Raw genomic sequence first — 26,342 nt, 5'->3', positions numbered from 1 at the left:
TTAAAAAACCGATTTTCGCTAATATAGCAAAAATCGGTTTTTATTGGTGAAAATTCGACTAATTATGGTTTGATTTCAGCATCAATTCCAAAAGATTGGCGCAGCAATAAACTCAGTTGATCACGAGCCTTGATAAAGCCGTCGATACCACCTTGCAATAACTGGAATGCCATCAAATCCTGTTCAAGTTCAGCCTTAAAGCTTTCTTTGCTTTGAGCGGGACGATCAATTTTTTCAGCTTGCTGGGCTGACTCAATACTCAATTGGGCTTCAACATTTTGCTGATCCTGTCCAAGTTGAGCCAACAGGTTTGGTGCAATTGTTAGTAAATCACAACCTGCCAAACCCAATACTTGAGCTGTACTGCGGAAGCTGGCGCCCATCACTTGAGTTGTGATGCCTTGCTGTTTGTAATAATTGTAGATTTTCTTGACCGAAAGGACACCTGGATCTTTAGCAATTGGATATTGCTCAACACCTTCAGCCTTTTTGTACCAGTCAAGAATACGACCTACAAAAGGTGAGATCAGCGTAACTTTTGCATCTGCACAGGCTTGTGCCTGATGTAGACCAAATAGCAGGGTAAGGTTACACGGGATACCTTCGGCTTCAAGCACTTTCGCAGCCTGAATACCTTCCCATGTTGAAGCAATCTTGATCAGGATACGCGATTGTTCAATGCCATAACCTTGATACAGCTTAGACAATTCGCGTGCTTTGGCAATGGTCGCTTCCGTATCATAAGACAAAGAAGCATCGACTTCAGTTGAAACCCGGCCTTCAATGAGTTTTAAAATTTCAACACCGAATTTTACAGTCAGAATATCAATCGTGCGCTCGATTAACTCGTCGCTTTGATAACCTTCTTGTTTTGCTTGGGTATAGGCATCTTCAATCAGCGCTCTGCTTTCTGGTAATTCCGCAGCCGCAGTGATGAGTGAAGGGTTGGTTGTTGCATCAAGTGGACGAAATTTTTCAATTGCTTCTAGGTCACTACTATCGGCAACAACGGTTGTTAAATCTTTTAATTGATGTAAGGCAGTCTGAGTCATTGATATAGCGTTCTTACTTAAACATATTATTGGTAATTTCTTTTATAGCATACTCTGGATAAAAGCAAAGCATCGCTTTTGTTGATGGAGTTATTCCTTAAAGTTATGTTTTATTACTTCATGTGTTGACGTTGTTTACGGATATGATCAATCAGGAATCGCGCTGCTGCACCCAGTTCACTTTCTCGACTCCAGACCAGATCGACGTAGTATTCAAATTTCGGTGTGAAATCATAAAGATCCAGAATTTTTAATTTTTTACGCAATTCAGGATTTTCATTAAACATTTCTAAAGGTAAAACGCCCCAACCTAAATTCCGAACGATCATCATACATGCGGAGTGATGGTTGTCTGTTCGCCAATAATCTTTTGAGTAAAGCAATTCAGGTCGAATGGTATTGTCTCGACTGGCGACGACAATCTGACGGGTCTGTACCATCTGCTCAAATGAAACCTTATCCAGTTGTGCCAAAGGATTCGTTTTCGCAATCACGGGAACAAGCGCTTCACTTTTTAACTCAACGAACTGCTCACGGCTATCTAATTGTTCCCGTTCAAACATCAGGGCAAGCTGCGCGGTTTGATCAAGTAACATTTGCAGTGCATCTTCTTGCGGTGCTGAAACGACATTGAGTGACAGGCTCGGAAAATGTTGATCGAGCAGGGTGATGTAATCTGTCCAGTTGGTATGGAGCAGTTCCGATACAACCACAATATTTAAAGTGGATTCCAAACCTGTACTTAACGCATGGGCGTGCTGTTTCCATTGATTCATTTCGATCAATAATTGTTGGGTTTTTTCATATAAAACCCATGCTTCGGCGGTCGGCGTTGGTTCTCGTCCGATCCGCTCAAATAGTTTCAGGTTGAGATCAATTTCCAGATTAGCAATCGACATACTGACTGCTGAGGGTACTTTGCCTAATTTACGGGCAGCAGCAGAAAAGGAGCCTGTTTCAATGACCGTCTGAAACATGAGGAGTTGTTCTTGGTTAATATTCATTTGTCAAAAAAACTGAAAGAATCTGATTGGATTAATCAATATTATAAAAATAAAATGGCAACTATCCAAACAAGAGAGTGTTACAAAAATGTTGATTTCCAAAAGAAGACTCGTTCATGCGATCAGCTATGAAGTGATTTTATTGGTCATCATCGCTATTGCGTTAAGTTTTATTTTTAGTATGCCACTAGAAGTAACGGGTGTTTTAGGTACGATCATGGCGGTGATTTCTGTATTCTGGAATATGATTTTCAACCATTACTTTGAAAAAGTGGAACAGAAATATCATTGGGAACGAACAGTTCCTGTGCGTATTCTGCATGCGATCGGATTTGAAGGCGGCTTGATGCTCGCAACCATTCCAATCATTGCTTATTTAATGAAAATGACAATTATTGAAGCAATTATTTTAGACTTCGGTTTGACGATGTGTATTCTGGTTTATACATTCATCTTCCAATGGTGCTACGACATGATTGAAGGACGTTTCTTTCCAAATGCCAAACTTGCATCATAATTTATAATTAAGATGGATAAAGAAGCACTTTTCAGAATTTGATGAAAAGTGCTTTTTTTATTGTCTGTATTGTAATTAACTTAATGTGTGATGATAAAATAGCCTAAGTAAGTTGAATTCTTTAATGCGATCAAAATTATGATTTCATAGGAACATAAAAATGTCTAAGACAAAGAAAATGAACTGATCTTGTTTTAGACTTAAAAGTAGAGGTTTTTATGACTTTTAAAGCGCTTTTTATTGAGATTCATTATGGTGAGTACCCTAAAGAAATCATCGCCAAAAAAATTAATGAATATATAGAAAACAGTGAAACTATAGAGATGGAGTTTTTTGAACTATTAGATACAAGGGTAGATCAGAAAGCTTTACTATTTGAACTGATTCAAGCAACAGATCCCAGTTTTTCAGTAGATTGTGTTGAGGCAGAAGTTTTAGCTGCTCATTACTTCCTAAATATTCTTGCGCGTTACCAAGTGGGTGAAATACGTCCTTTTGAATTATGTGAAATTTTTAACAATATAGAGGCGGGTTTTATCGGAGCTCCGCGTCATCTTGATGAGAAAATTGTATATTATCCCTCATGGTTAGGTGATTTATATGGTGCTTGTGACTGGTGTGATGAAGAGTGGACACATGAAAATAGTCCTCATCTTGTTATTGAGGTAGACAAGCAAATCCAGAATATTAAAGATTGGTTATCAAACCCTGTTTTTAAATAATAGTGACTTTGATGGCAATTCTCTTTGAACTACTGCATAGACAATTTTGCATTAAGGATAAGCCAAAAAATTCCTATTCATAAAAAACATCATGCTAAAATAGGGAACTTATCTTTTTAGATTGCATGATTTTCTCTATGTTCCAACAAGAAATCTCTCAATTAAACCTACAACAATTTAAAGCGGGCGAAAAACGCTGGATTGGTTCCTTGTTGGGATCATCGGCAGCATTATTATTCAAAGAAATCGCAACCCAAAGCTCGAATCTCTATGTCATTGTGGCTCGGAATAATCAGCACCTTGCTCAGTTGGAAAGTGAGCTTGAGTTTTATGGTGTTAAGCCAACGATTTTTCCTGATTGGGAAATTTTGCCTTATGACCGTTTGTCTCCGCATCAGGATATTGTGTCTGAGCGTTTGGCCATTTTGTCGCATATGCCGCAAAAGGGTATTCTACTGATTTCGGCGAGTACGCTAGCACAGCGTGTTGCACCTTATTCATGGGTGGTGGGGGAACACTTTGATATTAAGGTTGGCCAAAAGCTAGATTTAGAAGTACAAAAAAAGCAGTTGGTACAAGCGGGTTATCGTTTGGTGGATACGGTTTATGATCACGGTGAATTTGCTGTTCGCGGTAGTATCATGGATATTTTTGCTTCTGGACAAGATCAGCCGATTCGGATTGACTTATTTGATGATGAAATTGAAAGCTTAAAATTCTTTGATCCGGAAACACAACGTACGACAGAATCATTAAAAAACTTCACGGTTTTACCTGCGAAAGAATTTCCTTTGAAAGAAGGGCGTTCTATTTTCAGAGACCGTTATGCGGAAAGTTTTCCAACGGCAAATCCAAAGAAAAATCCAATTTATCAGGATGTGCTTGAAGGTATTTCGACGCCTGGATTGGAATTCTACCTGCCATTATTCTTTGATAAGAAGGTAATGGAAGCGCAAAGTATGTTCACGACATACTTACCAACGAATTGCGTTGTAATTACAAATAATGAGGTTGAAGACGAATTAATCAATTTCTGGAAAGAAGTTGTGCGTCGCTATGAAGATCGTCGTCATAACATCGACCAACCGATTCTGCCGCCTGAAGAACTGTTCTTGATGCCCAATCATGTGTTACAGGCACTGAATCAGTTTCCAAGAATTGTGGCTTCAGCAGAGGCATTTGAAGCTAAAGCGGGTGTGTTAAATCTTGCTGCTGAGCAACCACCAAAATTGCCTGTTGATCCAAAAAAGGAACAACCTTTCGAAGCAGTTAAACACTATATTGATCAGGTTAAACATCCTGTTTTGTTGGTGGCAGAGAGTGCAGGTCGCCGTGAAACCTTAAAAGATGCGTTGCGTGGTGTATTGGGCGAAATTCAGAATGTAGAAAGTTTTGCTCAATTCCAGAAAGATAAATTACAAGTCGCGATTACCAGTGCGCCTCTAGACCGTGGTTTGTTGCTTACAGATCAGTTATCGGTCATTTCAGAAAATCAGCTGTATGAACATCGGGTGGTACAACGTCGCCGTAAGCGTCAGCAGGAAGTTTCTGAAGAATTTCTTATTCGCAGCTTAACTGAGCTGAGTATTGGTGCGCCTGTCGTGCATATTGATCATGGTGTTGGGCGTTATGCGGGTTTGGTGACGCTGGAAATCGATGAGCAGGACCATGAGTTTTTACAACTAGATTATGCCGATGGCGCAAAAGTCTACGTTCCTGTCACCAATTTACATTTAATCAGTCGCTATAGTGGTGGTGATCCCGATCTGGCACCCTTACATAAGCTGGGTACAGATACTTGGAGCAAAGCAAAACGTAAGGCTTTGGAGCAGATTCATGATGTGGCGGCTGAATTACTGCATATTCAGGCGCGTCGCCAGTCTAAACCCGGCTTTGCTTTTGAACTTGATCATACGGGTTATATGCAATTTGCCAGCGGTTTTGCCTATGAAGAAACGCTTGATCAGGCCAATGCGATTGAAGCGACTATTCATGATATGCAGCTTGCCAAACCGATGGATCGTCTGGTGTGTGGTGATGTTGGTTTTGGTAAAACAGAAGTGGCGATGCGTGCGGCATTTGTTGCGGTACAGAATAATAAACAAGTGGCTGTGTTAGTTCCAACGACCTTATTGGCTCAGCAACATTTTGAGTCGTTTAAAGACCGTTTTGCGGATACGGCAGTACGTATCGAAGTATTGTCTCGATTCGGCAGTAATAAAGCCCATTTAAAAATCATTGAAGATTTGGCCGAAGGTAAGGTCGATATCGTGGTTGGGACGCACAAAATTCTGCAAGAAAACGTGCAATTTAAAAATCTTGGTCTGATGATTGTCGACGAAGAGCATCGTTTTGGCGTGCGTGACAAAGAGCGAATCAAGGCGCTACGTGCTGATGTGGATATGCTGACGCTGACAGCGACACCAATTCCGCGTACCTTGAATATGGCTTTCTCTGGTATGCGTGATCTTTCGATTATTGCTACACCGCCAGCACGTCGTTTAGCGGTGAAAACTTTTGTTCAGGAACATACCGATGATTCGGTGAAAGAAGCGATTCTGCGTGAATTGTTACGTGGTGGGCAGGTGTACTTCTTGCACAATGAAGTTGATACCATCGAACGGACTGCGGAAAATATACGCCATCTAGTGCCCGAAGCACGTGTTGCAGTAGCGCATGGACAAATGCGTGAACGTGAACTTGAGCAGGTGATGCAGCAGTTCTACCATAAGGAATATAACGTATTGGTGTGCTCGACTATTATCGAGACCGGTATTGATGTGCCGAATGCCAATACCATTATTATCGAGCGTGCAGATAAGCTTGGCCTCGCACAATTACACCAGTTGCGTGGTCGTGTTGGGCGTTCACATCACCAAGCCTATGCCTATTTGTTGGTTCCGTCGATTAAGCATCTAAAAGGTGATGCTGAAAAACGTCTAGATGCCATTCAACGTGCTTCAACGCTCGGTGCGGGCTTTATGCTGGCTACAGAGGATCTGGAAATTCGAGGTGCGGGTGAGTTGCTCGGTGAGCAGCAAAGCGGTTCAATGCAGGCTATCGGGTATAGCCTGTATATGGAAATGCTTGAGAAAGCGACCAAAGCAATTCAGAAAGGTAAAACACCAAACTTTGATGCACCATTGTCATTAACGGCTGAAATTAATTTACATATGCCAGCGTTGATTCCTGATGATTATCTGGGTGACGTACATCAGCGCCTATTGTTTTATAAGCGCATTAGTAATACCGATAGTCAGGAGAAGCTCGACAATATTCGTATGGAGCTGATTGATCGTTTTGGTATTCCGCCACAACCTGTAAAACAGCTATTTAGCGTTCATCAGTTGCGTTTAAAGGCTGAACAACTGGGCATCACCAAGATTGATATCAATAGTAATGGCGGTTATATCGAGTTTTCTCCAGATACACCTGTACAGGCGATCAGTATCATTCAGCTGATGCAGAAGCAGCCAACGTATTATCGGATGGAAGGCGGGCAACGCTTGAAAGTCATGGTTCAACTGGCTGAGTATGACAAACGAATCCAGTTCATTATTGATCTGCTCAACAAGCTGGTGAGTGAGTTGAATTAGTGCCTTGAAAATTGATAATTGAGTGTTAATTGAGCAAGTTTGGTTTTTTGCAAGATCGCTACATGTTTTTGATCAGATGTTCCTGCAATAAATGAGGAAAATCATTGTTATTTGTAAGCAAACGGGTGACTAATAATATTCACATCAAAACTGATGTGATAGTATTGATCATCATTATTCTGCATCATTTATAAAGATATGTTTAGTTTGCATCCACAACTTGCTCAAGATACATTTTTTGTAGGCGACTTTCCGCTTTCAACATGTCGTTTAATGAATGATATGCAATTTCCTTGGCTAATCCTTGTACCTCGTGTACCAGGCGTTACAGAACTATATGAATTAAGCCAAGCAGATCAAGAACAATTTCTACGTGAATCAAGCTGGTTATCAAGCCAACTTTCACGTGTGTTCCGTGCAGACAAGATGAATGTGGCAGCACTAGGGAACGTCGTTCCTCAGCTTCATTTCCATCATGTTGTACGTTATCAAAACGATGTGGCATGGCCGAAACCAGTGTGGGGAACGCCAGCAGTACCATACAGTAATGATGTACTCGCGCATATGCGTCAAACATTGATGCTTGCGCTACGCGGTCAAGGTGATATGCCATTTGACTGGCGCATGGACTGATCCAGAAAATAGAATAAAAAACAGTATTCTATAATAAGAAAAGGAGGACAGAGTGCCACTAGATAGGTTGATTGATAAAGAACCTAGACAGTTCGCTTATTTCCATCGTTTGATGGGATACTCGATTCTGTCACTGATTTTGGTAATTTATACATTTACCTCTACCAGTGCTAGCTATCAGCTCTATCTCCTTCCATTATTATTGGCTTATTTTCTATTTTGTCCCCGTTTGGAAAAATGGCTGCAATATAAATTTGATAAAAAAATAGAAAAAAACGTTCTATTTGCCAATGAAGCCATCATTATTGCGCTTGTTCTTGCCGCATTACATTTAAGTTTAGTGCCGACATTTACGATCTTATTTGCATTGCTCTATGTCGGTCTGAACAATAAAATTTCCTTGCCTGTCTCATGTCTGATCGGATTGATTGGTGTAATTACATTCTACTTTAGTACCTATATTATTTTCGGTACAGAAGAGTATTTTGAACCGACCAATCCTGAATTGACCGTTGTCAGTTTGCTCGGCTTGATGATGTTTATAGTGATAGGTAACTATTACCAGCATCGTCGCCTGAATATTCTCGGACAGCAACGCCAGCATTATCATAATCAGATGACGCGCTATATTGCTTTTGCAAACCAACTCAGTCGTTACGCGCCGCTGCAATTATGGCAATCGATTATGCGTGGCGAAGCGGAAGCAAAAATTGAATATAAGCGTAAAAAACTCACGATTTTCTTCTCTGATATTCAAGGTTTCACGGAGCTTTCAGAAACCCTGATCCCAGACGATTTAGCCTTCTTACTGAACGATTACTTGAGTCATATGACTGAGATTGCCAAGCAGTATGAAGCGACAGTCGATAAGTTTATGGGCGATGCGATTCTTATTTTCTTTGGTGATCCAAATTCGCAAGGCGTTGAACAAGATGCAAAATCTTGTGTGGAAATGGCGATTGCGATGCGTCAACAAATGAAATTGTTGCGTGAGCGCTGGAAGAAAATGGGCTATCCAGCCTTGCATATCCGCATGGGAATTAGTACGGGTTATTGTCACGTAGGTAACTACGGCGCTTCACATCGAATGGCATATACCATTGTCGGGCGTGATGTGAATTTGGCTGCACGTTTGCAGTCTGCTGCTGAAGTTGATGAAATCCTGATTGCCGATGACACACATCAACTGATTAAAAATGAGTTTTTATGTGTGCCGAAAGTGCCGATCTATTTAAAAGGTATTCAAGGCCCAGTGAAAACCTGGCAGGTGATGGAAAAATTCACAGGCAAAAAATCTGATACGCAACAATGGTTTGATTTTGATTATAAAGGCTTCCATTTGGTTCTCAACCTGGAAGAAGTACAAAACTATGAATACCCAGAACTGGTTGAGATTCTGGAAAACATGGTTCAACGTATCAAGACCCAGCAAAAGATTACCAATGCGCAGGGCATTCCTAAACTCACTTTAGATGATGAAGTGAGATAGACAACTCAATACTCAATGTTGAGTATGACGATTCTGATGTTCATGTAACTCATATAAATGATCAAATTCTAAAGCGAGTGCTGCCAGCGTGGTGGATTTTAGCTGTCGGGTTAAAATGTGCTGCGCATCCTGAATGGCCTGATCTAAAGCGGCGTTTACCACACGCTCAACTAAGCACTCTGGATTCTCTCTTTCATTGCCTATCGCAAAAATAGTGGGTTCACCCACAGCTTGATAAATATCCCACAAGGTAATTTTTTCTAAATCTCCAGTTAGCTGCCAGCCACCGCCAGCGCCTTTTTCTGAATGGACAAATCCCGCTTTCTTTAAACCCGACATGGTCCGTCTGACCACGACCGGATTGGTTGATAGCATTTGTGCGATTTCATCTGAGGTAAAAGTCTTATGTTGTCTGGCCATGTGTAAAAGCACATGCAGCATTCGGGAAAGTTTACTGTCAGTACGCATCTGATCAATCCAAACAAAATAAGAGAATAGTTTTAAATGTAACATCAAAAGTTGCAAATTAAAATAAAAAGTATTAATGTAACTTTAAAAGTTACATATAAGTGGTGAATCCTATGCAATATGATGTTGCGATTATTGGTGGAAGTTATGCAGGCTTGGCTGCGGCAATGCCATTGGCGAGAGCACGAAGAAAAGTGGTTATTATCGATGCTGGACAACGCAGAAATCGCTTTGCCGAGTATTCACATGGTTTTCTAACTCAGGATGGAACGCAGGCAAGTGAAATTGCGCAAATTGCGAAGCAGCAAGTTTTGGCTTATAAGACTGTGGATTGGCAGAATGGCAATGTAAAGCGCGTAGAAAAAATTGAAGAGGGCTTTGCGGTATGTATCGATGCGACACATTCAATTACGGCCAAGCGCCTGATCATTGCTGCTGGTATTACAGATCAATTGCCTGATATTGCTGGTCTGGCGGAACGCTGGGGTAAGACAGTATTTCATTGTCCTTATTGTCATGGTTATGAATTGAATCAAGGTAAAATTGGCATCATTGCCAGCTCAGAACATGCCGCTCATTTAGCGATGATGCTCCCAGATTGGGGCGAAACTACACTTTTCTTGAATAATTATCCTGTCGATGCTGAATTACTTGAGCAATTAAAGGTTCGTGGCGTTGTCATTGAGCAGCGACTGATTCAGGAAATTATGGGGCAGAGTGATGTTTTGCTTGCTGATGGCACTGTGATTCAACTGGCGGGTATTTTTGCAACGACCAAATGCACCATTGCTCAAGAGTGGATTTTTAAGTTGGGTTGTGAAATTGAACAGAGTGCGATGGGAGGAGCCATTAAAACCAATGCAATGAAGGAAACATCTGTGACAGGAATTTTTGCCTGTGGAGATGTTGCACGTTTAGGCGGCTCAGTCTCTTTAGCAGTCGGTGATGGTACTATGGCAGGCGTCGCTGCGCATCGTTCTTTAATTTTTGCTTAACCATAAAAAAGCTAGAGATTTACTCTAGCTTTTTTTGCGTTTTGGATGAACCACTCAGCTTAATGATTTTCTGAAGCATGGTTGATAGTGTATTTAGGAATCTCGATTTCTAAATCTTCATCTACAATTTTCACTTGGCAAGACAAGCGTGAGTCAGGCTCTAAACCCCAAGCACGATCCAGTAAGTCTGCTTCAACGTCATTCATCTCATCTAAGCTGTCAAAACCTTTACGAACAACCACATGGCAGGTCGTACATGCTGCAGACATATCGCAAGCATGTTCAATTTTGATGCCTTGTTTTAATAAACTTTGGCATAAATTGGCGTTCTGTTCGACTTCAAATTCTGCACCTTCAGGGCAAATTTGTGCATGAGGAAGAACTTTAATACGTGGCATATTGATCACCTATACCTTTAGTTTGAGTTTGACCAATCTTCAAGTTTCGTACCTTTTAAGGCATGGTCAATATGTCGGTTCATGCGAAGCGCAGCAAAGGCATCGCTGTGAATTTTAAGTTGCTGAACAGCATGTTCAATCGCTGCAAGGTCATCCGTTTTAAGACGAGCTTTTAACGCTTCAGCGGCAAGAATCAAGTCGCGAGCCTGTTGCTGAGAAAGTAAATCTGTATCCGCTTTCAAAGCTTGCTCTAACGCTTCTAGCTCACGCTGTGCTTCAACTTTAGTTTCTTGCAAGTGGCGAAGTTGTTTGTCTTCTTCCGCATGCTGGAAACCTTCTACCAGTAAACGTTCAGTATCTGATGCGGATAAGCCATACGACGGTTTGATGTCGATTTTGGCTTGCACACCAGAGGTAGTTTCTTTCGCAGAGACAGTTAGTAAGCCATCGGCATCCACTTGGAATGTCACTTCAATACGCGCTTGACCCGCAGTCATTGGTGGAATGCCATGTAAGACAAAGCGACCTAATGAACGGCAATGCTCAACCAAATCACGCTCACCTTGAACCACATGGATCAACATGGCAGTTTGACCATCTTGATAGGTGGTAAATTCTTGACGGCGTGCAACAGGAATGGCTGTATTACGTGAAACCAGACGTTCAACCAAACCACCCATAGTCTCTAAACCAAGAGAGAGTGGAGTCACATCTAGTAATAATGAACCATCTTGACTATTGCCAATGAGCTGGTTGGCGGTAATTGATGCGCCAATTGCAACGACTTCATCTGGGTTAATGGTACATAGCGGTTCACGTTCAAATAGGTCACGTACAGCTTTTTGTACGGCGTAAGAACGTGTTGAACCACCTACAAGGACCACGTGCTCAATTTCATCGAGTTCAAGTTTGGCATCGCGTAATACACGTTTGCAGACACTCATGGTTTTGTCGAGTGCGACTTGAATAATCGATTCAAAAGTAGGGCGGTCGAGTGTTAAGCGATCATCCAGTAATTTTAATTCGGCAGATTCGTGATCTGTTAAATGTTCTTTGGCTTGACGTGCAGCAACAACGAATACCGCATATTCTTCATCGCTTAATGTTTCAATATTGAGCTGCTTTTTAGCCCATTTTACGATTAAGCGATCAAGGTCATCACCACCCAGTGCAGTATGTCCGCCTGTAGCGAGGACTTCAAATACACCTTGTGAAAAACGCAAGATTGAGACGTCAAACGTACCACCACCTAAATCGTAAATCACATAGTTGCGGTCTGTACTGAGATTTGTCTCTTGATCCAGACCATATGCAACCGCAGCGGCTGTTGGCTCATTCAATAAGCGTAAAACATTAAGACCAGCAAGCTGTGCTGCATCACGTGTTGCCTGACGTTGTGCTTCATCGAAATAAGCAGGAACGGTAATCACAGCGCCATTCACAGGGTTATTCAGACTTGCTTCAGCACGATCTTTTAATTGTTTTAAGATCTCGGCAGAAATTTCGACAGGTGTTTTACGTCCAGCAGCCGTTTCAAATGCTGGCATTTCATTTTCTGCGCCAACAAGTGTATAGGGGTGCTGGAATTTAATATCAGCTTGTGAACGACCCATAAAGCGTTTCACGGAAACAACCGTGTTTTTGGGGTCAGTCATCATAAACGGTTTGGCTTCATAACCAAACGTTGTCAAATCTTTTGCATAATGAACAATAGACGGGAGTAGAACTCGATCTTTGTCATCATGTAGAACTTTCGGTTTTCCCGATAGCACTGTCGCCACTAAAGAGTGGGTTGTCCCTAAGTCAATCCCGATCGCAATACGATGTTCGTGCGGTGCGGTAGATTGACCTGGTTCAGCAATTTGCAAAAGCGCCATGCGTACGGTATCCCTTGAAAATAATCGGTAACAGCGGATTAAAAATCATCGTCCAGATCGAAGCTATCTTCTTCGTCCAGCATACGATCTTCAGCTTTATCAATATCATTCATGACACGTTGGAAAAAGCGTAGCTTACGAACAGTATCACGTGCCTCAGCCCAGTCTTCATCCGCATAATCGAGTTTGAACTCGCGAACTAAACTATCAATCCATTGCTGAATTTCAACTTTTAAGGTGCGAAGTTGCTCGGTTGAGGTAGCTTCGTCAAGTTGCTCACGCATTTCGAGTGCTGATTGCAAAAACTCAAAATCGTTGATGGACTGATCAAGATGGTGATCTTGTTTTTTGAGGGCAAGCAGATAGGCAGCACGACTATCAACCAGTGATAACACTTTATAAGCCTGATTGATTTCGCTTGACTTGATCAGCGCCTGATCCTTGTCACTTGCTTTATCTGGGTGATATTGCTGTTGCAAACTTAAAAACTGTTTTTTTAAAGCTGCTAAATCTATATCGAGTGCTTCTGGTAATTGGAACAACTCAAAATGATTCATGGGAGATGGATTCCGCTATTGATAAATACGTTAAAACAGTGCGGAACACACTGTTTTGACGAAAAGAAAGAGAGTAGTGGTTGAGATTAAACAGTGAATGATTCACCGCAACCACATTCACCTTTTTGGTTTGGGTTGTTAAACTCAAAGCCTTCATTGAGACCATTTTTAACATAGTCCATCTCTAAACCATTGAGATAAACCAAGCTTTTAGGGTCTACAAAGACTTTAACGCCGAGTTGTTCAAATACTTGGTCGTGTGTGTCAATATCATCAACAAACTCAAGTACATAAGCCAATCCGGAACAACCCGAAGTTTTCACACCAATACGAATGCCTTCACCCTTACCTCGGTTTTGCAGGTAATTGCTGATGTGAGTCGCAGCATTTTCAGTTAAATGGATCATGAAAACTCCAATGTTATTTCGGTCATCAATTAAGCTTTCGCTTTCTTACCACGATAGTCTTCAATCGCAGCTTTGATTGCATCTTCAGCCAATACAGAGCAGTGTACTTTTACTGGTGGAAGTGCAAGCTCAGTTGCGATATCAATGTTTTTGATCGCTTGAGCTTCATCAAGTGTTTTGCCTTTTAACCATTCGGTTACAAGTGAACTTGATGCGATTGCAGAACCACAGCCGTAAGTTTTGAAGCGAGCTTCTTCAATTACGCCATTGTCATCGACTTGAATTTGTAAACGCATTACGTCGCCACAAGCAGGTGCACCGACCATACCTGTACCTACATTTTCTGCATTCTTGTCTAAAACACCAACATTACGAGGGTTTTCGTAATGATCAATTACCTTTTCGCTATAAGCCATGTCGCTTCTCCAAACCTCGGGGTCAGCCTAATATTAATATGAGGGTTAAAACATACTTTTCAATGAAGTGCTCAAAAGAGCACTTTATGATTAGTGTTCAGCCCATTCAACTGTTGAAAGGTCGATACCTTCTTTGTACATATCCCAAAGCGGAGAAAGTTCACGTAATTTCTCAACAGCAGCTTTGGTAATTGTTAACACGTAATCAATATCTGCTTCAGTGGTGTATTTACCAAAACTGAAACGGATAGAGCTATGTGCCAACTCGTCAGATAAACCTAAAGCACGTAATACATATGACGGCTCTAAAGTTGCAGATGTACATGCTGAACCACTTGAAACAGCTGCATCTTTCAATGCCATCATCAGTGACTCACCTTCAACGAAGTTGAAGCTGACATTTAGATAGTTTGCAACGTTTTGTGTTGGGTGACCATTCAAGAACACTTGTTCAAGGTCTTGTAAGCCATTCCAAAGCTTGTCGCGTAACTTGCGAATGCGCTCTTGTTCTGCTTGCATAGTTTTGCCAGCAATTTCAAAAGCTTCGCCCATACCCACAATTTGATGAGTCGCTAAAGTACCAGAACGCATACCGCGCTCATGGCCGCCACCGTGCATTTGTGCTTTTAAGCGAACACGTGGGCTACGGCGAACGTAAAGGGCACCGATACCTTTAGGGCCATAAACTTTATGACCAGAGAAGCTCATCAAATCAATTTTCATTGTTGAAAGGTCAATTTCAACTTTACCAGCGGCTTGAGCTGCATCGACGTGGAAGAATGTTTTGTTCGCACGTGTTAATTCACCAATTGCAGCAACATCTGTCACAGTACCGATTTCGTTGTTCACCATCATAAGTGAAACAAGGATCGTATCTGGACGTAAAGCCGCTTGAACCATTTCTGGTGTAATTAAACCAGTGCGTGGTTCTGGCTCTAAATATGTAATTTCAAAACCTTGTTCTTCGAGTTCACGGCAAGGATCTAACACAGCTTTGTGTTCGATTTTACTTGTAATGATGTGTTTGCCTTTTGAACCGTAGAACTGAGCAATACCTTTTAATGCCAGATTGTCAGATTCGGTTGCACCAGAAGTCCAAACGATTTCGCGTGGATCTGCTTTAATTAAATTTGCAACTTGCTCACGCGCATATTCAGCTTTTTCTTCGGCTTGCCAACCATATGCATGTGAACGTGACGCAGGGTTACCAAAAGTTCCCTCGAACGTTAAACATTCCATCATGCGTTCTGCAACTTCTGGCAGTACTGGAGTGGTTGCTGCGTAATCAAGATAAATTGGACGTTTCATGTCAAATACCTGTAACCGATAGAAGGGCTGAATCTAAACTTGGTGAATTCTGGCGTAATGCAACAGTTTGAACGTTGTCACGCGCAATCAAATCAGCAAGGGTGATTTTTGCGAGATAATCGGCAATATGGTGGGAGAGTTCTTGCCATAAGTCATGTGTTAAACACATCGCACCATTTTGGCAGTTACCCTTATGGTCACAACGAGTTGCATCAACAGTTTCATTTACAGCTTCGATGATTTCTAGCACAGTAATTTCACTTGCATTGCGCGCCAGGTGATAACCACCATTTGCACCGCGTACACTTGAAACTAACCCATGACGTTTAAGTTTCGCGAATAACTGTTCTAAATAAGCGACTGAGATGGATTGGCGTGCTGCTATTTCCGCAAGCGTGATCGTTTGTTCAGTTGGCTGCAAAGCTAAATCAAGTAGAGCAGTCACTGCGTAACGACCGCGAGTTGTAAGACGCATGATTCGGTACACATGGTTAGACTAGATGTTTAAATTTTATGAATTCCGACTAAAATAGTCAAGTTTTAAATTGCCAATCTGAGCGTGAAAAGTGAAATATATTGGAATTATTGTATCCACGTATTATAAACAAAAAAGGCGATGAAAATAAAGCTTAAAACAGCAAAGCTGATATTGATTAGGCGTTGGCGTTTTTGCAGACGGTGAATGCGGTTTTGATACTGCTTAACTTCAACCAATAAAGTATTTATTTCTGAACGCTGCTGATCGATTTTATCGAGCAATGGGGCAATACGCTGTTGTGAAGCAACGGCTTCAGCTTCATCGCTAAACCATTGTTTCCAGTTTGCCAGAATACTCGACAGGGTGAGGTGTGGAAGTAAATCCATAAACTCTTCAGTGTGAGTGGCATCACCCAGAATGCGCATATTGGCAATGCTACGCTGATTGTTAAACACAAAAATCTTGATCAGATCGATCAATGTGCTATTAATTTCCAGATCAATGGTGCGATCCAGCGCTTTCATATCAAACAAAAGACCTTTTTCGGTAAACTGGATATAAAAGTCGAAGAAAGGGATATAGCTGTTAATACGGATCGTGATTTTTTGATCAATTAACTTTTTGGCTTGCAGGCGTAATCCCGCATCATGCGTCAGGATGAAAGAGAAAAAAGTCTCTAAAACAATGATGACAATGTTGAGCAACAAATGCGGATGTTTATGTCTTTGTTGCGTATCACTCATAAGTCTCTTTTTCCTTGCCAATCAATCAATAAAAACAAAAAATCTGTAAACCTGAGTATCCTTACTCAATTGTTAAAAATAATTTACAGGACTTTCTTGCTTTGTAGAACAGTTTTTTAAAACGATCAAGTCTTAACTTTGATATTATAAAAACATTTTTATGGTCGAATACGACATACTGTTTGTAAAGTGCTTAGGAGTAATGGTCAATGGATAACTCAAATATAGAAAATCCCAACGAGGAAGCTGAGGTAAAAACTAAGCCAAAATCAAAGAGTTCTAAAAAATCTGCGTTAGATTTCAAAAAATATACACAACAAATCTGGCTGGCTGGCTTAGGTGCTTTTTCTCGTGCAGAAGAAGAAGGAAATAAATTGTTTGACTCACTGGTCAAGGTGGGCGAAGAGTTAGAATCAAAAACGGTTGATTTTGCCGACAACACGGTAGGCAAGGTGACAGAAAAAGCGAAAGAGTCGGTGACCGACACTAAAGACAAGGTTGAGAAGATTTTAGATACCAGTGTGAATCACTCGCTTAACCGTATTGGTCTGGTGACACCGAAGGATCTTCAGCACATCGAACAGCTGCTTGTACAGCTCCATATCAAGGTTGATGCGTTGATCGAAGAAAATAATCAATTGAAGGCCAAATTGAATAAAAAGTAAAAAAAATGCAGGTAACTCGTCTGTTTATGTCGTATTTCAGTATTTATTTTAATTAAAAGGCCTTTCTAGTATTGCGTTCTCCCCTAAAGCATTGCTATAAAGGCGTCATGGCCTTTTAAACTATAGCCTTGGATCTTAACAAACGATATTAAGAGGATATTTTTTATCATGAATAAATCAGAATTAATTGATGCGATTGCTGAAAAAGGGGGCGTGTCAAAATCGGATGCTGGTAAGGCACTCGATGCGACAATTGCATCAATCACTGAAGCACTTAAAAAGGGTGATACGGTTACTTTAGTTGGGTTCGGTACTTTCAGCGTTAAAGAACGTGCTGCTCGTACTGGTCGTAATCCTAAAACTGGTGAAGAGTTACAAATCAAAGCAAGCAAAGTACCTAGCTTCAAAGCTGGTAAGGGTTTAAAAGATTCGGTTGCGTAATCTTTTTAAATCAATAAACGCACCATTTTGGGTGCGTTTTTTATTTATTGAATGAAAAAGTTAATTTGATCCTTATTCTGCATTCATTCACTTTTGTTTTTCAGTTAAAATTGCCCCGAAATAAAATATTGGAATTCTTATGGAATCGTTTCGTACTCTCATTAAGGGTTGGCTTGGCAAAGTCCTGTTAGTTTTGTTTTTGACTCCTTTAGCACTTGTCGGTATAGAAGGGTATTTTAGTGGTAGCAATAAAGCAGACGTTGCAAAATCAGTAAACGGTCAAGATATTTCTAATAAAGAATTAGAAAGTGCAACCAAAAACTATAAAGATCAATATTTATCACTGGTGAAGGGTGATGAATCACTTTTGAATTTGCCTGTTATTCAAGAAAAAGCATTGGATGCACTTGTTGCTCGTTCATTGCTACAACAACAAGCTGAAAAGTTAGGTATGACGCTAAGCGATGTACAACTTGAGCAAATGTTGGCACAACAACCGAGTTTTCAGGAAAATGGCAAGTTCTCTCAAACCTTATATGAGAACTATCTACGTTCTGTGGGAATGACCAATCAGGCCTTGATCACCAGCTTACGCCAAGATCATGCGCTGAAAATGATTTCAACATCATTGATGGATTATGCTCTAGTGAGCAAGTCTGATGTACAGCAGTTGGCAAATTTACAGACTGAACAGCGTACTTTGCATTTGGCAAGTATTAAGCTAGATGACTATAAGAAAGGCGTAACGGCTTCTAATCAGGAAATTGCTGACTACTACAACAAGCATAAAAATGAATTTAAGCAAGTTGCAAGTGTTGACGTTGATTATGTCGTGCTTACACCTGCTTTGCTGCCTAAAGCAAACCTTGCGGTTACAGAGGCTGATCTTCAACAAGCCTATACGGCTTTTGTTGATGAGAAGAAAAAAGCAATTAAACCTCTGGTTAAACATATTCTCATTACAACTGATGCGCGTGATGATGCGGCAGCTCAGAAGCTTGCCAATGAAGTCTATGCAAAAATTCAGGCAGGTGAGTCATTTGCTCAGGCAGCAGCTCAATACTCTGAAGATCCGAGCTCTAAAACACAAGGCGGTTTAGTGGATGCTTATGCGCCAGGTGTTTTCTCGGCTGATTTTGATAATGCAGTGAATGCATTAAAGAATGGTGAAATTTCTAAACCAGTTAAGACTCAGTATGGTTATCACATTATCCAAGCTGAATCTCCAATGGTGAAATTACCTTCATTTGAAGCGGAAAAAGCGCGTTTAACTGCTGAGGTTGAGAAAAGCAAACTGGCTAACCAGTTTAGCGATACCGTAAACAGCTTAAATGAAATGGTGGTCGGTAATGATTCTCTAGATGCTGTTGCTGAGGAAGTGAAGGGCGCGCGTATTGAGTCTGCAAATGGCGTGACTTTAGCAACTGATAACCCATATCTCAGTGATTTAAGCGTTAAAGCAAAATTATTTAATGATGATGTGAAAAATGGTGACCGTAACGCGTCTTCAAATATTCAGTTGGCAAATGGCGATACGATCTGGATTAAAGTTCGTAACTACCATGCGGCGGGCGTTAAACCTTTAGATCAAGCAACTGCTGAAGTAAAAGCAAAAGTGATCGAAGCGAAGGCGTATAAAGCAGCTCAAGCGAAAATTGCCACAATCCTGACTGATTTTAAAACTCAACCGGCGGCACAAGTGGTTGCAAAATCTCAAGTGAACTTTGAAAATGCAGGTACATTTGCGCGTTCTCAAGGGTTAAAACGTCCGATTGAGCGTGCTGCATTTAGTATTCCAGCGCCAGCAAAAGAAGGCTTATGGTCTGCCACAACTGCAAAACTACCAAATGAGTTGGTGATTGTTGCAGTTTCAAATGTGAACAGCAGTGTTGCAAGTACATTGCCAGCAGAACAGGTACACGAGTTGAATCAGCTTTACCAGCAGTTCCGTGGGCAACAGATCCTTGAAGACTACACTGAATACTTAAAATCGAAGGCGAAGATCAAATAGTTAATTTGATCCCAGCATAAAAAAAGCCAGTTGATATCAACTGGCTTTTTTATTGAGAGAAGAAAACTTATTTTTTCTGAATAAATTTTGCTTCTTCAGATTGAGGGTATTGGCTTAACAGTTTGCTTTTGTACTGATTTGCTAAAGCATCGTTGCGATCAACTTCTTTCGCAATGCTATAAAGCTGGTATACGGCACGCGATGCTCTTGCTGAATTCGGGTAGCGGGTCGCCACAATATTATAGTTTTGCTTTGCAGATTTATAATCGACAGGATCAACCGCTAAATAAAACTCGGCAAGCCAAAAGTATGCATTACCAATATAAATACCATTTGGATGGTTTTTAATAAAGTTCTGCATTGGCTGAATCGCTTTTTTTGCACCACCTTGTTTGTAGGCATCAAGCGCAACCGTATAAGCCGCTTTTTCTAGCTCAATTTGATCATTGGTCGCATTGTTAGTTGCTACGGTATTCGTTTGCGGTTGAGCAGCTGGGGCTTGAGTGGTTGCAGGTGTGGTTTGTTGCGGTGCTGGTGCAGCTGGGATGATCGCAGGAGTGCTGGTATCTGCATTTGTTGATGCTGTTGCAGCAGAGGCATCTTGTGCTTCAGGATTATCCTCAGGCGGATCAATTTTTTGCGAAAGTAGCTCTAAGCGTTGATCCAGATCGGTATAGCGGTTGGTCAGTTCTTTTTTTAATTGCTCAATTGCATTGTCATGTTCTTCAAGCTGACCACGTAACTTGCGGATTTCCTCTTCAAGCTTCTGGTTCTTTTGCATGATTTCCCAGTTTAAGCTTGGTGTACCTGCAACAACATTATTGGCTTGTTGTTGGCTTAAAGCGCGAGATTCAATGGGAACATTGGCATATAAATGCGCACTGCTCAGCAGGGCAATAAAAAGTACGGAATGCTTTTTTAGCATAAAAATTCATCCATAAGTTGAAATATAAAGCTGTGGCCGAACAAGTCTTCACTGTTTACTTGCAACACACCAGATATAGATTTTTGATTTAGCCATTAAAACAGCAACTCATTTAAATGCAATAAGCATTTACAATCTTCAAGCACTTTTGAAGAAATTAATCTGTTCTTGTTGAATGTTTGCACATATTGAAAGTAAAAAGATAACAAATACAGACTGGTTGATGATGAATTAGGCAGTTGAGCTAAAAACTCACTGAAAAACAGAGACAAGTCTTGCAACTCGGGCAAAAATCTCTATACTTTGTCAGGCAATGGTAGCCCTGCTGGTAGCTTCGCAATTGTACTCTACGAACCCCGCCAGGACCGGAAGGTAGCAACGGTAGTAGAACTATGATGTGCCGAAGTCATGCTGGTAGGGCTGCCACCATTTATTCTTCTCCGCTCGTTCGAGCAATCGCTTTCATAATCACACCCATATCAAAGCCACGGTATTGTAAAAACCGGATTTGTCTTGCCTTGATTTTCGGATCTGTTGCGACTTCTTCTCCAAATTTCTTTATTTTCAGTTGATAAGCCTGATCAAGCCAGTCGACCTCTTGTAATTCCTCTGTAATCAATTCTGCATCTAGCTGCTTGGCTTTTAATGCCTGCTTAATGCGTTGTAGGCCTTTACCTTTTCTTAGTTGACTCGCCAAAGTTAGCTCAGCCACACGCTGGTCACTTTGATAGTTGTTCTGCGCTAGTTCTTCTACCAGTTTATCGACTTCTTCTGGATTGATCGCATATTGATTCAGCTTGGCAATCAGTTCTGCCTGCGAATAGTCACGACGTGTGAGCAGGGCAAAGGCATAAGAGCGTAGTCTTGTTCCCGTCAGGGTTTTGGGTTTCTCTGTTTTTTCGTTATTAAACAAAATCGATTTCCTCATGAAAGAAAAACGCCCCGAAGGGCGTTTTAGCTTAACTTTCTAAAAAGTCTGGTTCTTCTTCATCTTCAGTTTGGGCAGCTTCAACATTATTTTTAGTTAGAAGTTGCTCACGAATCTGTTTTTCAATCTCTTGAGCCATGGCTGGATTCTCTTCAAAATGACGAATCACATTGTTTTTACCTTGGCCAATTTTGTTGCCTTGATATGAATACCATGCACCCGCTTTTTGTACGATATCTTGCTGAACTGCAAGATCAACCACTTCACCTAGCTGATTGGTACCTTTGCCGTACATAATCTGGAACACTGCTTCTTTAAAAGGAGGTGCCATTTTATTTTTTACGACTTTAACGCGAGTTTCGTTACCAGTAATCTCATCGCCTTCTTTCACTGCACCAATACGACGGATATCTAGACGTACAGACGCATAGAATTTAAGTGCGTTACCACCAGTCGTGGTTTCTGGGCTACCAAACATCACACCAATCTTCATACGGATCTGGTTAATGAAGATCACCATACAGTTAGAACGCTTTGCATTACCTGTGATTTTACGTAATGCCTGACTCATTAAACGTGCTTGTAGACCCATATGTGAATCACCCATTTCGCCTTCAATTTCGGCTTTAGGGGTTAACGCAGCAACAGAGTCGACAACGATCAGGTCAATTGCACCTGAGCGTACCAGCATATCTGCGATTTCTAGCGCTTGTTCACCGTGATCGGGCTGTGATACCAACAGGTTATCAATATCCACACCAAGCTTACGTGCGTATTCTGGATCTAATGCGTGTTCCGCATCGATAAATGCACATGTACCGCCATTTTTCTGACATTGCGCAATGGCTTGCAATGTCATGGTCGTTTTACCTGATGATTCTGGACCGTAAATCTCGATGATACGGCCTTTAGGTAATCCGCCAATCCCTAATGCGATATCTAGTGTTAAAGAACCTGTAGAAACAGCTTCAACTGCCTGTACAGTGTTATCACCTAAGCGCATGACTGTATTTTTACCAAATTGTTTTTCAATCTGGCTTAACGCAGCTTGTAACGCCTTGCTTTTATTATCATCCATCTCAAAACCTCAAAACTTTATTTCTTAACGACTAACCCAAGTGGATGTATTGAATCTCAACTTGTTGGGACTTGAGTATAGTGGCAGATTCTCATTGTTTATTCTACATCTGATCTCTGTCTATGCGACACAAGATGACGCACCCAAAATTAGAAAATTTTATTCATCATGATAAGACCATGATTGAACATTTTCCTGTTTAAAACGATTGATATCACGACGATCTTTTTTGCTTGGTCGATGATCTGGTCGGGCTAGATTATGCATTTTTCGTTGTGATGCATGCAACTCTCGACGAGCAATACTTTCAGCTGTTTCTTCATACAGAAGTTGTGCAGCTGGCGCACCACCACGTACGGCTGAAAGCGCCTTCACAACCACGGTCTTTTTCTCAAAACCTTGCTGGATGGTCAGTTCCATACCAATACGCACGTCTCTGGAGACCTTAACACGATCATTATTGTGGTGGACTTTACCGCCTTCTATCGCAGCTTTGGCAATTGAGCGTGTTTTAAAAAAACGTGCAGCCCAAAGCCATTTATCAATACGCATGGCTTCCATGCTTTCTGGTTCATGCTGTCTTGGCATCTGTTACCTGTAGGTTGGTTTCAAGATAATCAAAAAGTTCAGTTAAGTGATCAAGGGCAGGATAGGGTAATTCGGTTGCCGCTCTGGCAGCTTTACTGCTTGAAGGCTGTAAAATACTAAACAGCTGGGTAATACCGAAATCTTCTGCACTTTTGAGTACGGCAACGGTATCGTCAATAAATACAGCCTGTGCTGGATCAAATGGATGCAGTTGCTGAAGTTTTTGCCAAAAAGCAGTTTCTTCTTTGGCGTGCCCAAGTTCTTCACTACTGATCATAAGTTCAAAATAGGGGCTAAGTTCCACATTTTCAAGCTTCAATTGCAGGCCTGCACGATCTGCATTGGTCAGTAACCAGCAACGATAACCTTTGGCTTTAAGTTGTTCTAACAATTGATGGCAGCCAGCACGCGGGCCGATTTTGTCGCGATGCTCGTACTGAAGTTTTAATACATCGACTCCGACTTTAGCCGTCCAGTGCGCCGAAGAATACCAAGATAGTGTATGCTTATGTTGTTGGTAAAATTGAAATAGTGTTTGTTGGCTTTGTTCCAGACTGCATTGGTGAACTTGAGCGTGCCGCTCAGGCAAACAGTGATTCCAGATAAAGTCGTCAAATGCTAAATCGAGTAATGTGCCATCCATGTCGAACATGGCAATCGGCTGCTGCTGTAAATCTGAATATGACATAAGGTTGGTCTATGTTTATTAAAACGCTTGCCCCACAAGATCAGTTAATTTCACAACTTGTTCCCATCATGGCGCAGGCTAGTCAAATATTGCTGGAAGAATACCAAAGTTATTGTGCTGGGTGCGAGTTTAATATTCAGGAAAAAAGTGATGATTCACCAGTAACACAGGCCGATCTCAAAGTTAACCATTTCTTATTGAAGCATTTAGCGACTGTCACTCCGCAGTTGCCGGTGTTGTCGGAAGAGAGCGATTATTCTGCGCGAACAGCTTGGCAGCGTTGCTGGATGTTGGATCCTTTGGATGGCACCAAGGAGTTTATTCATGAACGAGATGAATTTACGATTAATCTCAGCTTGATTGAGGGTGATCGAACCACATTTGCGATCATTGCTGTGCCTTGCGAGCAGGTGATGTACATTGGCTATACTTCGGAACTGCCTTATAAATATAGTTTTAGTCGACAAGAATGGTTTCAGTACCAGATTGAAGAACATGATTTTTCTGCACCATTACAAATTGGTCTGAGTCATAACAGCAAAAATCCCAAATATAAAAACTTTATTGAGCCGATCTTGCAACATCGTGCGATAGAGCGACGCGAAGCGGGCAGCGCCTATAAATTTTGTATGATGCTGGAAGGTGAAATTGATATTTATCCTCGATTCCATCCTACTTCAGAATGGGATACCAGTTCAGGGCAGGCTTTACTGGAAAGCATTGGCGGTGGTTTGTTGACCTTGGATAAGAAACCTTTTTTATATAATCAGCGTGAAACGGTTTTAAATGGCGGTTTTATCGCATTTCGAGATCAGCATTGCAAAAAAATTGCTTATGAGGCCTTGGCGCTTTCTGGCATTTTGGATTGAGAGTCATTCAGCTCATGCTATAGTGGGGTAAATCCGAACTTGTGTGTGAATATGGCGCTGCATTTATTGCCGAAAAGTATGCTTGAAGCAATTGATTTATTACCTGATGCTTCAACACCTGTAACCTTGTTTACTCGACATTCTCTACGTGAGCTGGTGAATGGGCAGGGCTTGGCGGGTTATGATCTGCAATTGACAGAACCAGGACGTGATCTGGCCTATGCTTGGGGTGAATACTTAAGCCAACATAGTGATCGGGCGATTCAGCATTGTATTTCAAGTCCAATTCAACGTTGTGTCGATACCGCAGCCTTAATGATTGAAGGTGCAGATCAGACACGTAAGGCTGTGAATACGCATCGTATTGAAATTGTGGAACAGCGCTTATTGGTTGAGCCAGGCAGTTTTGTGCTGGATATTCAACAGGCCGCTCCCTATTTTCGTAAGCAGGGCGCTTTAGGCTTTATTAATAGTTTTGTGAATAATGCGCTGCCTGGTATGAAACATCCGATCACAGGTGTATTTGATGTATTGGAGCTGCTTTACCATACCCATCCAACCCAACAAAATGGTCTGAGTCTGGCGGTCAGTCATGACACGATTCTTGCTGCAATCATTGCCGTGATTTCAGGTAAAAACCAAATTGAGCAAACAGATTGGCCAGAAATGATGGAAGGTTTATTTGTCTGGTTTGAGGGAGATGATTTTGCCGATAGCCAGTTAAAATGGATTTGGCGTGGTGAGAAAAATGTTTTGAATATAAAGCAGTTTTTAGGCAAGTAATGTACGAGTAGATTAAATGCCCGAACAATGATTGTATTCAATAAAACCCAAATAGATTTTTATTTGGGTTTTGTTTTAAATGATCTGGCAGGATCAAAGAATTAGCGACATTTACCAGTTTTTTGTCCTTCAATGCTACTTTGATTTGTTTGCAGTCGAGTTGATGCCGAGCAATGGACATCACCAGAAATAACCGATTTTTCTAAATGAATCATGGTTGCTGCCTGTGCGGCATGGACATCACCACTTACGCTTGAATTAATTAAGCGTACTGCTTTGGCTTGGTTGGCCTGTATGCTACCTTGAATGGAGGAGCTATTTAGAATCAGGCTGGCATCTTTCTGAATATTTACATCTCCTTCAATGGAGGAGTTATTCATAGTACAGGTGGCGCCAGCTGGAATGGTAAGATCGCTGAGCGTATTGTTATCGATGGCGCTATTACATGTTGCAGCAAAGGAAAGGCTGCTGCATAAAGCAAAGCTGATGGGAATGATAACTTTCCAGATTTTATTCATGATGCTCTCCAGCATGCGTTATTTAATTATTTATATACACTTCAATTTAAATTAATTTTATTTTCATAAAATAGCTTATTTGAGTTATAAAAATGTAGTTGTACATCGGTCTGGCATTGTTGTGGCTTTGATTCTGTATCAGCGCTTATTATTTTAAAATTACAATAAATTAAGCATACTATTTCAAT

28 protein-coding genes and 1 other RNA gene are annotated in these 26,342 nt (G+C 41.1%); 12 read left to right on the top strand and 17 right to left on the bottom strand.

Annotated elements, in window-relative coordinates:
* Positions 1-62: 62 nt before the first annotated feature.
* Both tal and aceR read right to left on the bottom strand, forming a co-directional pair.
* A complete protein-coding gene (tal, locus tag AWW72_RS15600; RefSeq protein ID WP_062847934.1) occupies positions 63-1,052 on the bottom strand; it encodes a transaldolase in 990 nt (329 codons plus the stop codon).
* 113 nt (positions 1,053-1,165) lie between these two features.
* Positions 1,166-2,056 (bottom strand): HTH-type transcriptional regulator AceR, encoded by an 891-nt coding sequence (aceR, locus tag AWW72_RS15595; RefSeq protein ID WP_005256980.1) that lies wholly within the window; start codon positions 2,054-2,056, stop codon positions 1,166-1,168.
* 88 nt (positions 2,057-2,144) lie between these two features.
* Between aceR and aceI the strand changes: the two genes are divergently transcribed.
* The 5 genes from aceI (at position 2,145) to AWW72_RS15570 (ending at position 9,013) form a co-directional block, all read left to right on the top strand.
* Positions 2,145-2,573, top strand: coding sequence for a chlorhexidine efflux PACE transporter AceI (aceI, locus tag AWW72_RS15590; RefSeq protein ID WP_004771659.1), 429 nt, complete (start codon positions 2,145-2,147; stop codon positions 2,571-2,573).
* A 218-nt stretch (positions 2,574-2,791) separates the two neighbouring features.
* On the top strand, positions 2,792-3,295 hold the full coding sequence (locus AWW72_RS15585) for a hypothetical protein (protein ID WP_062847933.1): 504 nt from the start codon (positions 2,792-2,794) through the stop codon (positions 3,293-3,295).
* A gap of 137 nt (positions 3,296-3,432) precedes the next feature.
* The gene (gene mfd, locus AWW72_RS15580) at positions 3,433-6,891 is read left to right on the top strand and encodes a transcription-repair coupling factor (RefSeq protein WP_062847932.1); all 3,459 of its coding nucleotides are present in this window, start codon (positions 3,433-3,435) and stop codon (positions 6,889-6,891) included.
* Between the two features lie 198 nt (positions 6,892-7,089).
* Positions 7,090-7,524 carry an HIT domain-containing protein gene (locus AWW72_RS15575; protein ID WP_004771663.1) on the top strand — a complete coding sequence of 145 codons (435 nt, stop codon included), beginning with the start codon at positions 7,090-7,092 and terminating at the stop codon, positions 7,522-7,524.
* Between the two features lie 52 nt (positions 7,525-7,576).
* Entirely contained in the window at positions 7,577-9,013 is a 1,437-nt protein-coding gene (locus tag AWW72_RS15570; RefSeq protein WP_004771664.1) for an adenylate/guanylate cyclase domain-containing protein, read from the top strand.
* A gap of 12 nt (positions 9,014-9,025) precedes the next feature.
* On the opposite strand, the gene AWW72_RS15565 is transcribed toward AWW72_RS15570, so the two are convergent.
* Entirely contained in the window at positions 9,026-9,481 is a 456-nt protein-coding gene (locus tag AWW72_RS15565; protein WP_062847951.1) for an Rrf2 family transcriptional regulator, read from the bottom strand.
* Between the two features lie 113 nt (positions 9,482-9,594).
* On the opposite strand from AWW72_RS15565, the gene AWW72_RS15560 reads away from it, so the two are divergent.
* Positions 9,595-10,476 (top strand): NAD(P)/FAD-dependent oxidoreductase, encoded by an 882-nt coding sequence (locus AWW72_RS15560; RefSeq protein WP_062847931.1) that lies wholly within the window; start codon positions 9,595-9,597, stop codon positions 10,474-10,476.
* A gap of 59 nt (positions 10,477-10,535) precedes the next feature.
* On the opposite strand, the gene fdx is transcribed toward AWW72_RS15560, so the two are convergent.
* The 8 genes from fdx to AWW72_RS15520 all read right to left on the bottom strand — a co-directional run bounded on the left by fdx (position 10,536) and on the right by AWW72_RS15520 (position 16,660).
* Entirely contained in the window at positions 10,536-10,874 is a 339-nt protein-coding gene (fdx, locus tag AWW72_RS15555) for an ISC system 2Fe-2S type ferredoxin (RefSeq protein WP_004771669.1), read from the bottom strand.
* Positions 10,875-10,891: 17 nt separating this feature from the next.
* A complete protein-coding gene (gene hscA, locus AWW72_RS15550; RefSeq protein WP_005256993.1) occupies positions 10,892-12,751 on the bottom strand; it encodes a Fe-S protein assembly chaperone HscA in 1,860 nt (619 codons plus the stop codon).
* 38 nt (positions 12,752-12,789) lie between these two features.
* Entirely contained in the window at positions 12,790-13,308 is a 519-nt protein-coding gene (gene hscB, locus AWW72_RS15545; RefSeq protein WP_004771671.1) for a Fe-S protein assembly co-chaperone HscB, read from the bottom strand.
* Between the two features lie 86 nt (positions 13,309-13,394).
* Positions 13,395-13,715, bottom strand: coding sequence for an iron-sulfur cluster assembly protein IscA (gene iscA, locus AWW72_RS15540; RefSeq protein WP_004661460.1), 321 nt, complete (start codon positions 13,713-13,715; stop codon positions 13,395-13,397).
* A gap of 29 nt (positions 13,716-13,744) precedes the next feature.
* Positions 13,745-14,131, bottom strand: a complete 387-nt coding sequence (gene iscU / locus AWW72_RS15535; RefSeq protein ID WP_004639432.1) for a Fe-S cluster assembly scaffold IscU — start codon at positions 14,129-14,131, stop codon at positions 13,745-13,747.
* 90 nt (positions 14,132-14,221) lie between these two features.
* The gene (locus tag AWW72_RS15530) at positions 14,222-15,439 is read right to left on the bottom strand and encodes an IscS subfamily cysteine desulfurase (RefSeq protein WP_004771672.1); all 1,218 of its coding nucleotides are present in this window, start codon (positions 15,437-15,439) and stop codon (positions 14,222-14,224) included.
* Between the two features lies 1 nt (position 15,440).
* The gene (locus tag AWW72_RS15525) at positions 15,441-15,914 is read right to left on the bottom strand and encodes an Rrf2 family transcriptional regulator (protein ID WP_004771673.1); all 474 of its coding nucleotides are present in this window, start codon (positions 15,912-15,914) and stop codon (positions 15,441-15,443) included.
* Between the two features lie 107 nt (positions 15,915-16,021).
* Complete coding sequence (locus tag AWW72_RS15520) at positions 16,022-16,660, bottom strand: hypothetical protein (RefSeq protein WP_004771674.1); 639 nt, start codon at positions 16,658-16,660, stop codon at positions 16,022-16,024.
* A gap of 209 nt (positions 16,661-16,869) precedes the next feature.
* Between AWW72_RS15520 and AWW72_RS15515 the strand changes: the two genes are divergently transcribed.
* The 3 genes from AWW72_RS15515 (at position 16,870) to AWW72_RS15505 (ending at position 19,777) form a co-directional block, all read left to right on the top strand.
* On the top strand, positions 16,870-17,325 hold the full coding sequence (locus AWW72_RS15515; protein WP_004771675.1) for a phasin family protein: 456 nt from the start codon (positions 16,870-16,872) through the stop codon (positions 17,323-17,325).
* Between the two features lie 168 nt (positions 17,326-17,493).
* The gene (gene hbs, locus AWW72_RS15510; RefSeq protein WP_004639426.1) at positions 17,494-17,766 is read left to right on the top strand and encodes a non-specific DNA-binding protein Hbs; all 273 of its coding nucleotides are present in this window, start codon (positions 17,494-17,496) and stop codon (positions 17,764-17,766) included.
* A gap of 139 nt (positions 17,767-17,905) precedes the next feature.
* On the top strand, positions 17,906-19,777 hold the full coding sequence (locus AWW72_RS15505) for a SurA N-terminal domain-containing protein (RefSeq protein ID WP_062847930.1): 1,872 nt from the start codon (positions 17,906-17,908) through the stop codon (positions 19,775-19,777).
* 67 nt (positions 19,778-19,844) lie between these two features.
* On the opposite strand, the gene AWW72_RS15500 is transcribed toward AWW72_RS15505, so the two are convergent.
* On the bottom strand, positions 19,845-20,702 hold the full coding sequence (locus tag AWW72_RS15500; RefSeq protein ID WP_062847929.1) for a YbgF trimerization domain-containing protein: 858 nt from the start codon (positions 20,700-20,702) through the stop codon (positions 19,845-19,847).
* A 323-nt stretch (positions 20,703-21,025) separates the two neighbouring features.
* Between AWW72_RS15500 and ffs the strand changes: the two genes are divergently transcribed.
* Positions 21,026-21,122: signal recognition particle sRNA small type (gene ffs, locus AWW72_RS15495), an RNA gene on the top strand.
* A gap of 10 nt (positions 21,123-21,132) precedes the next feature.
* On the opposite strand, the gene AWW72_RS15490 is transcribed toward ffs, so the two are convergent.
* The 4 genes from AWW72_RS15490 to AWW72_RS15475 form a co-directional block, all read right to left on the bottom strand.
* The gene (locus AWW72_RS15490; RefSeq protein ID WP_004771678.1) at positions 21,133-21,615 is read right to left on the bottom strand and encodes a regulatory protein RecX; all 483 of its coding nucleotides are present in this window, start codon (positions 21,613-21,615) and stop codon (positions 21,133-21,135) included.
* Positions 21,616-21,661: 46 nt separating this feature from the next.
* Positions 21,662-22,708: a recombinase RecA gene (gene recA, locus AWW72_RS15485; protein WP_004771679.1), complete on the bottom strand. Its 1,047-nt coding sequence runs from the start codon at positions 22,706-22,708 to the stop codon at positions 21,662-21,664.
* Between the two features lie 159 nt (positions 22,709-22,867).
* A complete protein-coding gene (locus tag AWW72_RS15480; protein ID WP_004771680.1) occupies positions 22,868-23,296 on the bottom strand; it encodes an RNA-binding S4 domain-containing protein in 429 nt (142 codons plus the stop codon).
* Positions 23,280-23,984 (bottom strand): HAD-IA family hydrolase, encoded by a 705-nt coding sequence (locus AWW72_RS15475; protein WP_062847928.1) that lies wholly within the window; start codon positions 23,982-23,984, stop codon positions 23,280-23,282. Before AWW72_RS15475 ends, AWW72_RS15480 begins: the two co-directional genes overlap by 17 nt.
* An 11-nt stretch (positions 23,985-23,995) precedes the next feature.
* Here AWW72_RS15475 and AWW72_RS15470 point away from each other — a divergent pair, with 11 nt between their 5' ends.
* Both AWW72_RS15470 and AWW72_RS15465 read left to right on the top strand, forming a co-directional pair.
* A complete protein-coding gene (locus AWW72_RS15470) occupies positions 23,996-24,853 on the top strand; it encodes a 3'(2'),5'-bisphosphate nucleotidase CysQ family protein (protein ID WP_004771682.1) in 858 nt (285 codons plus the stop codon).
* A 51-nt stretch (positions 24,854-24,904) separates the two neighbouring features.
* Positions 24,905-25,636, top strand: coding sequence for a histidine phosphatase family protein (locus AWW72_RS15465; protein WP_004771683.1), 732 nt, complete (start codon positions 24,905-24,907; stop codon positions 25,634-25,636).
* 101 nt (positions 25,637-25,737) lie between these two features.
* On the opposite strand, the gene AWW72_RS15460 is transcribed toward AWW72_RS15465, so the two are convergent.
* Positions 25,738-26,154, bottom strand: coding sequence for a hypothetical protein (locus AWW72_RS15460; RefSeq protein ID WP_062847927.1), 417 nt, complete (start codon positions 26,152-26,154; stop codon positions 25,738-25,740).
* Between the last annotated feature and the right edge of the window lie 188 nt (positions 26,155-26,342).

Source organism: Acinetobacter sp. NRRL B-65365 (assembly GCF_001605865.1).
Taxonomy (GTDB): Bacteria; Pseudomonadota; Gammaproteobacteria; order Pseudomonadales; family Moraxellaceae; genus Acinetobacter; species Acinetobacter vivianii.
The sequence above is the reverse complement of the archived record's forward strand: the minus strand, read 5'-3'. Positions and strand labels throughout refer to the sequence as shown.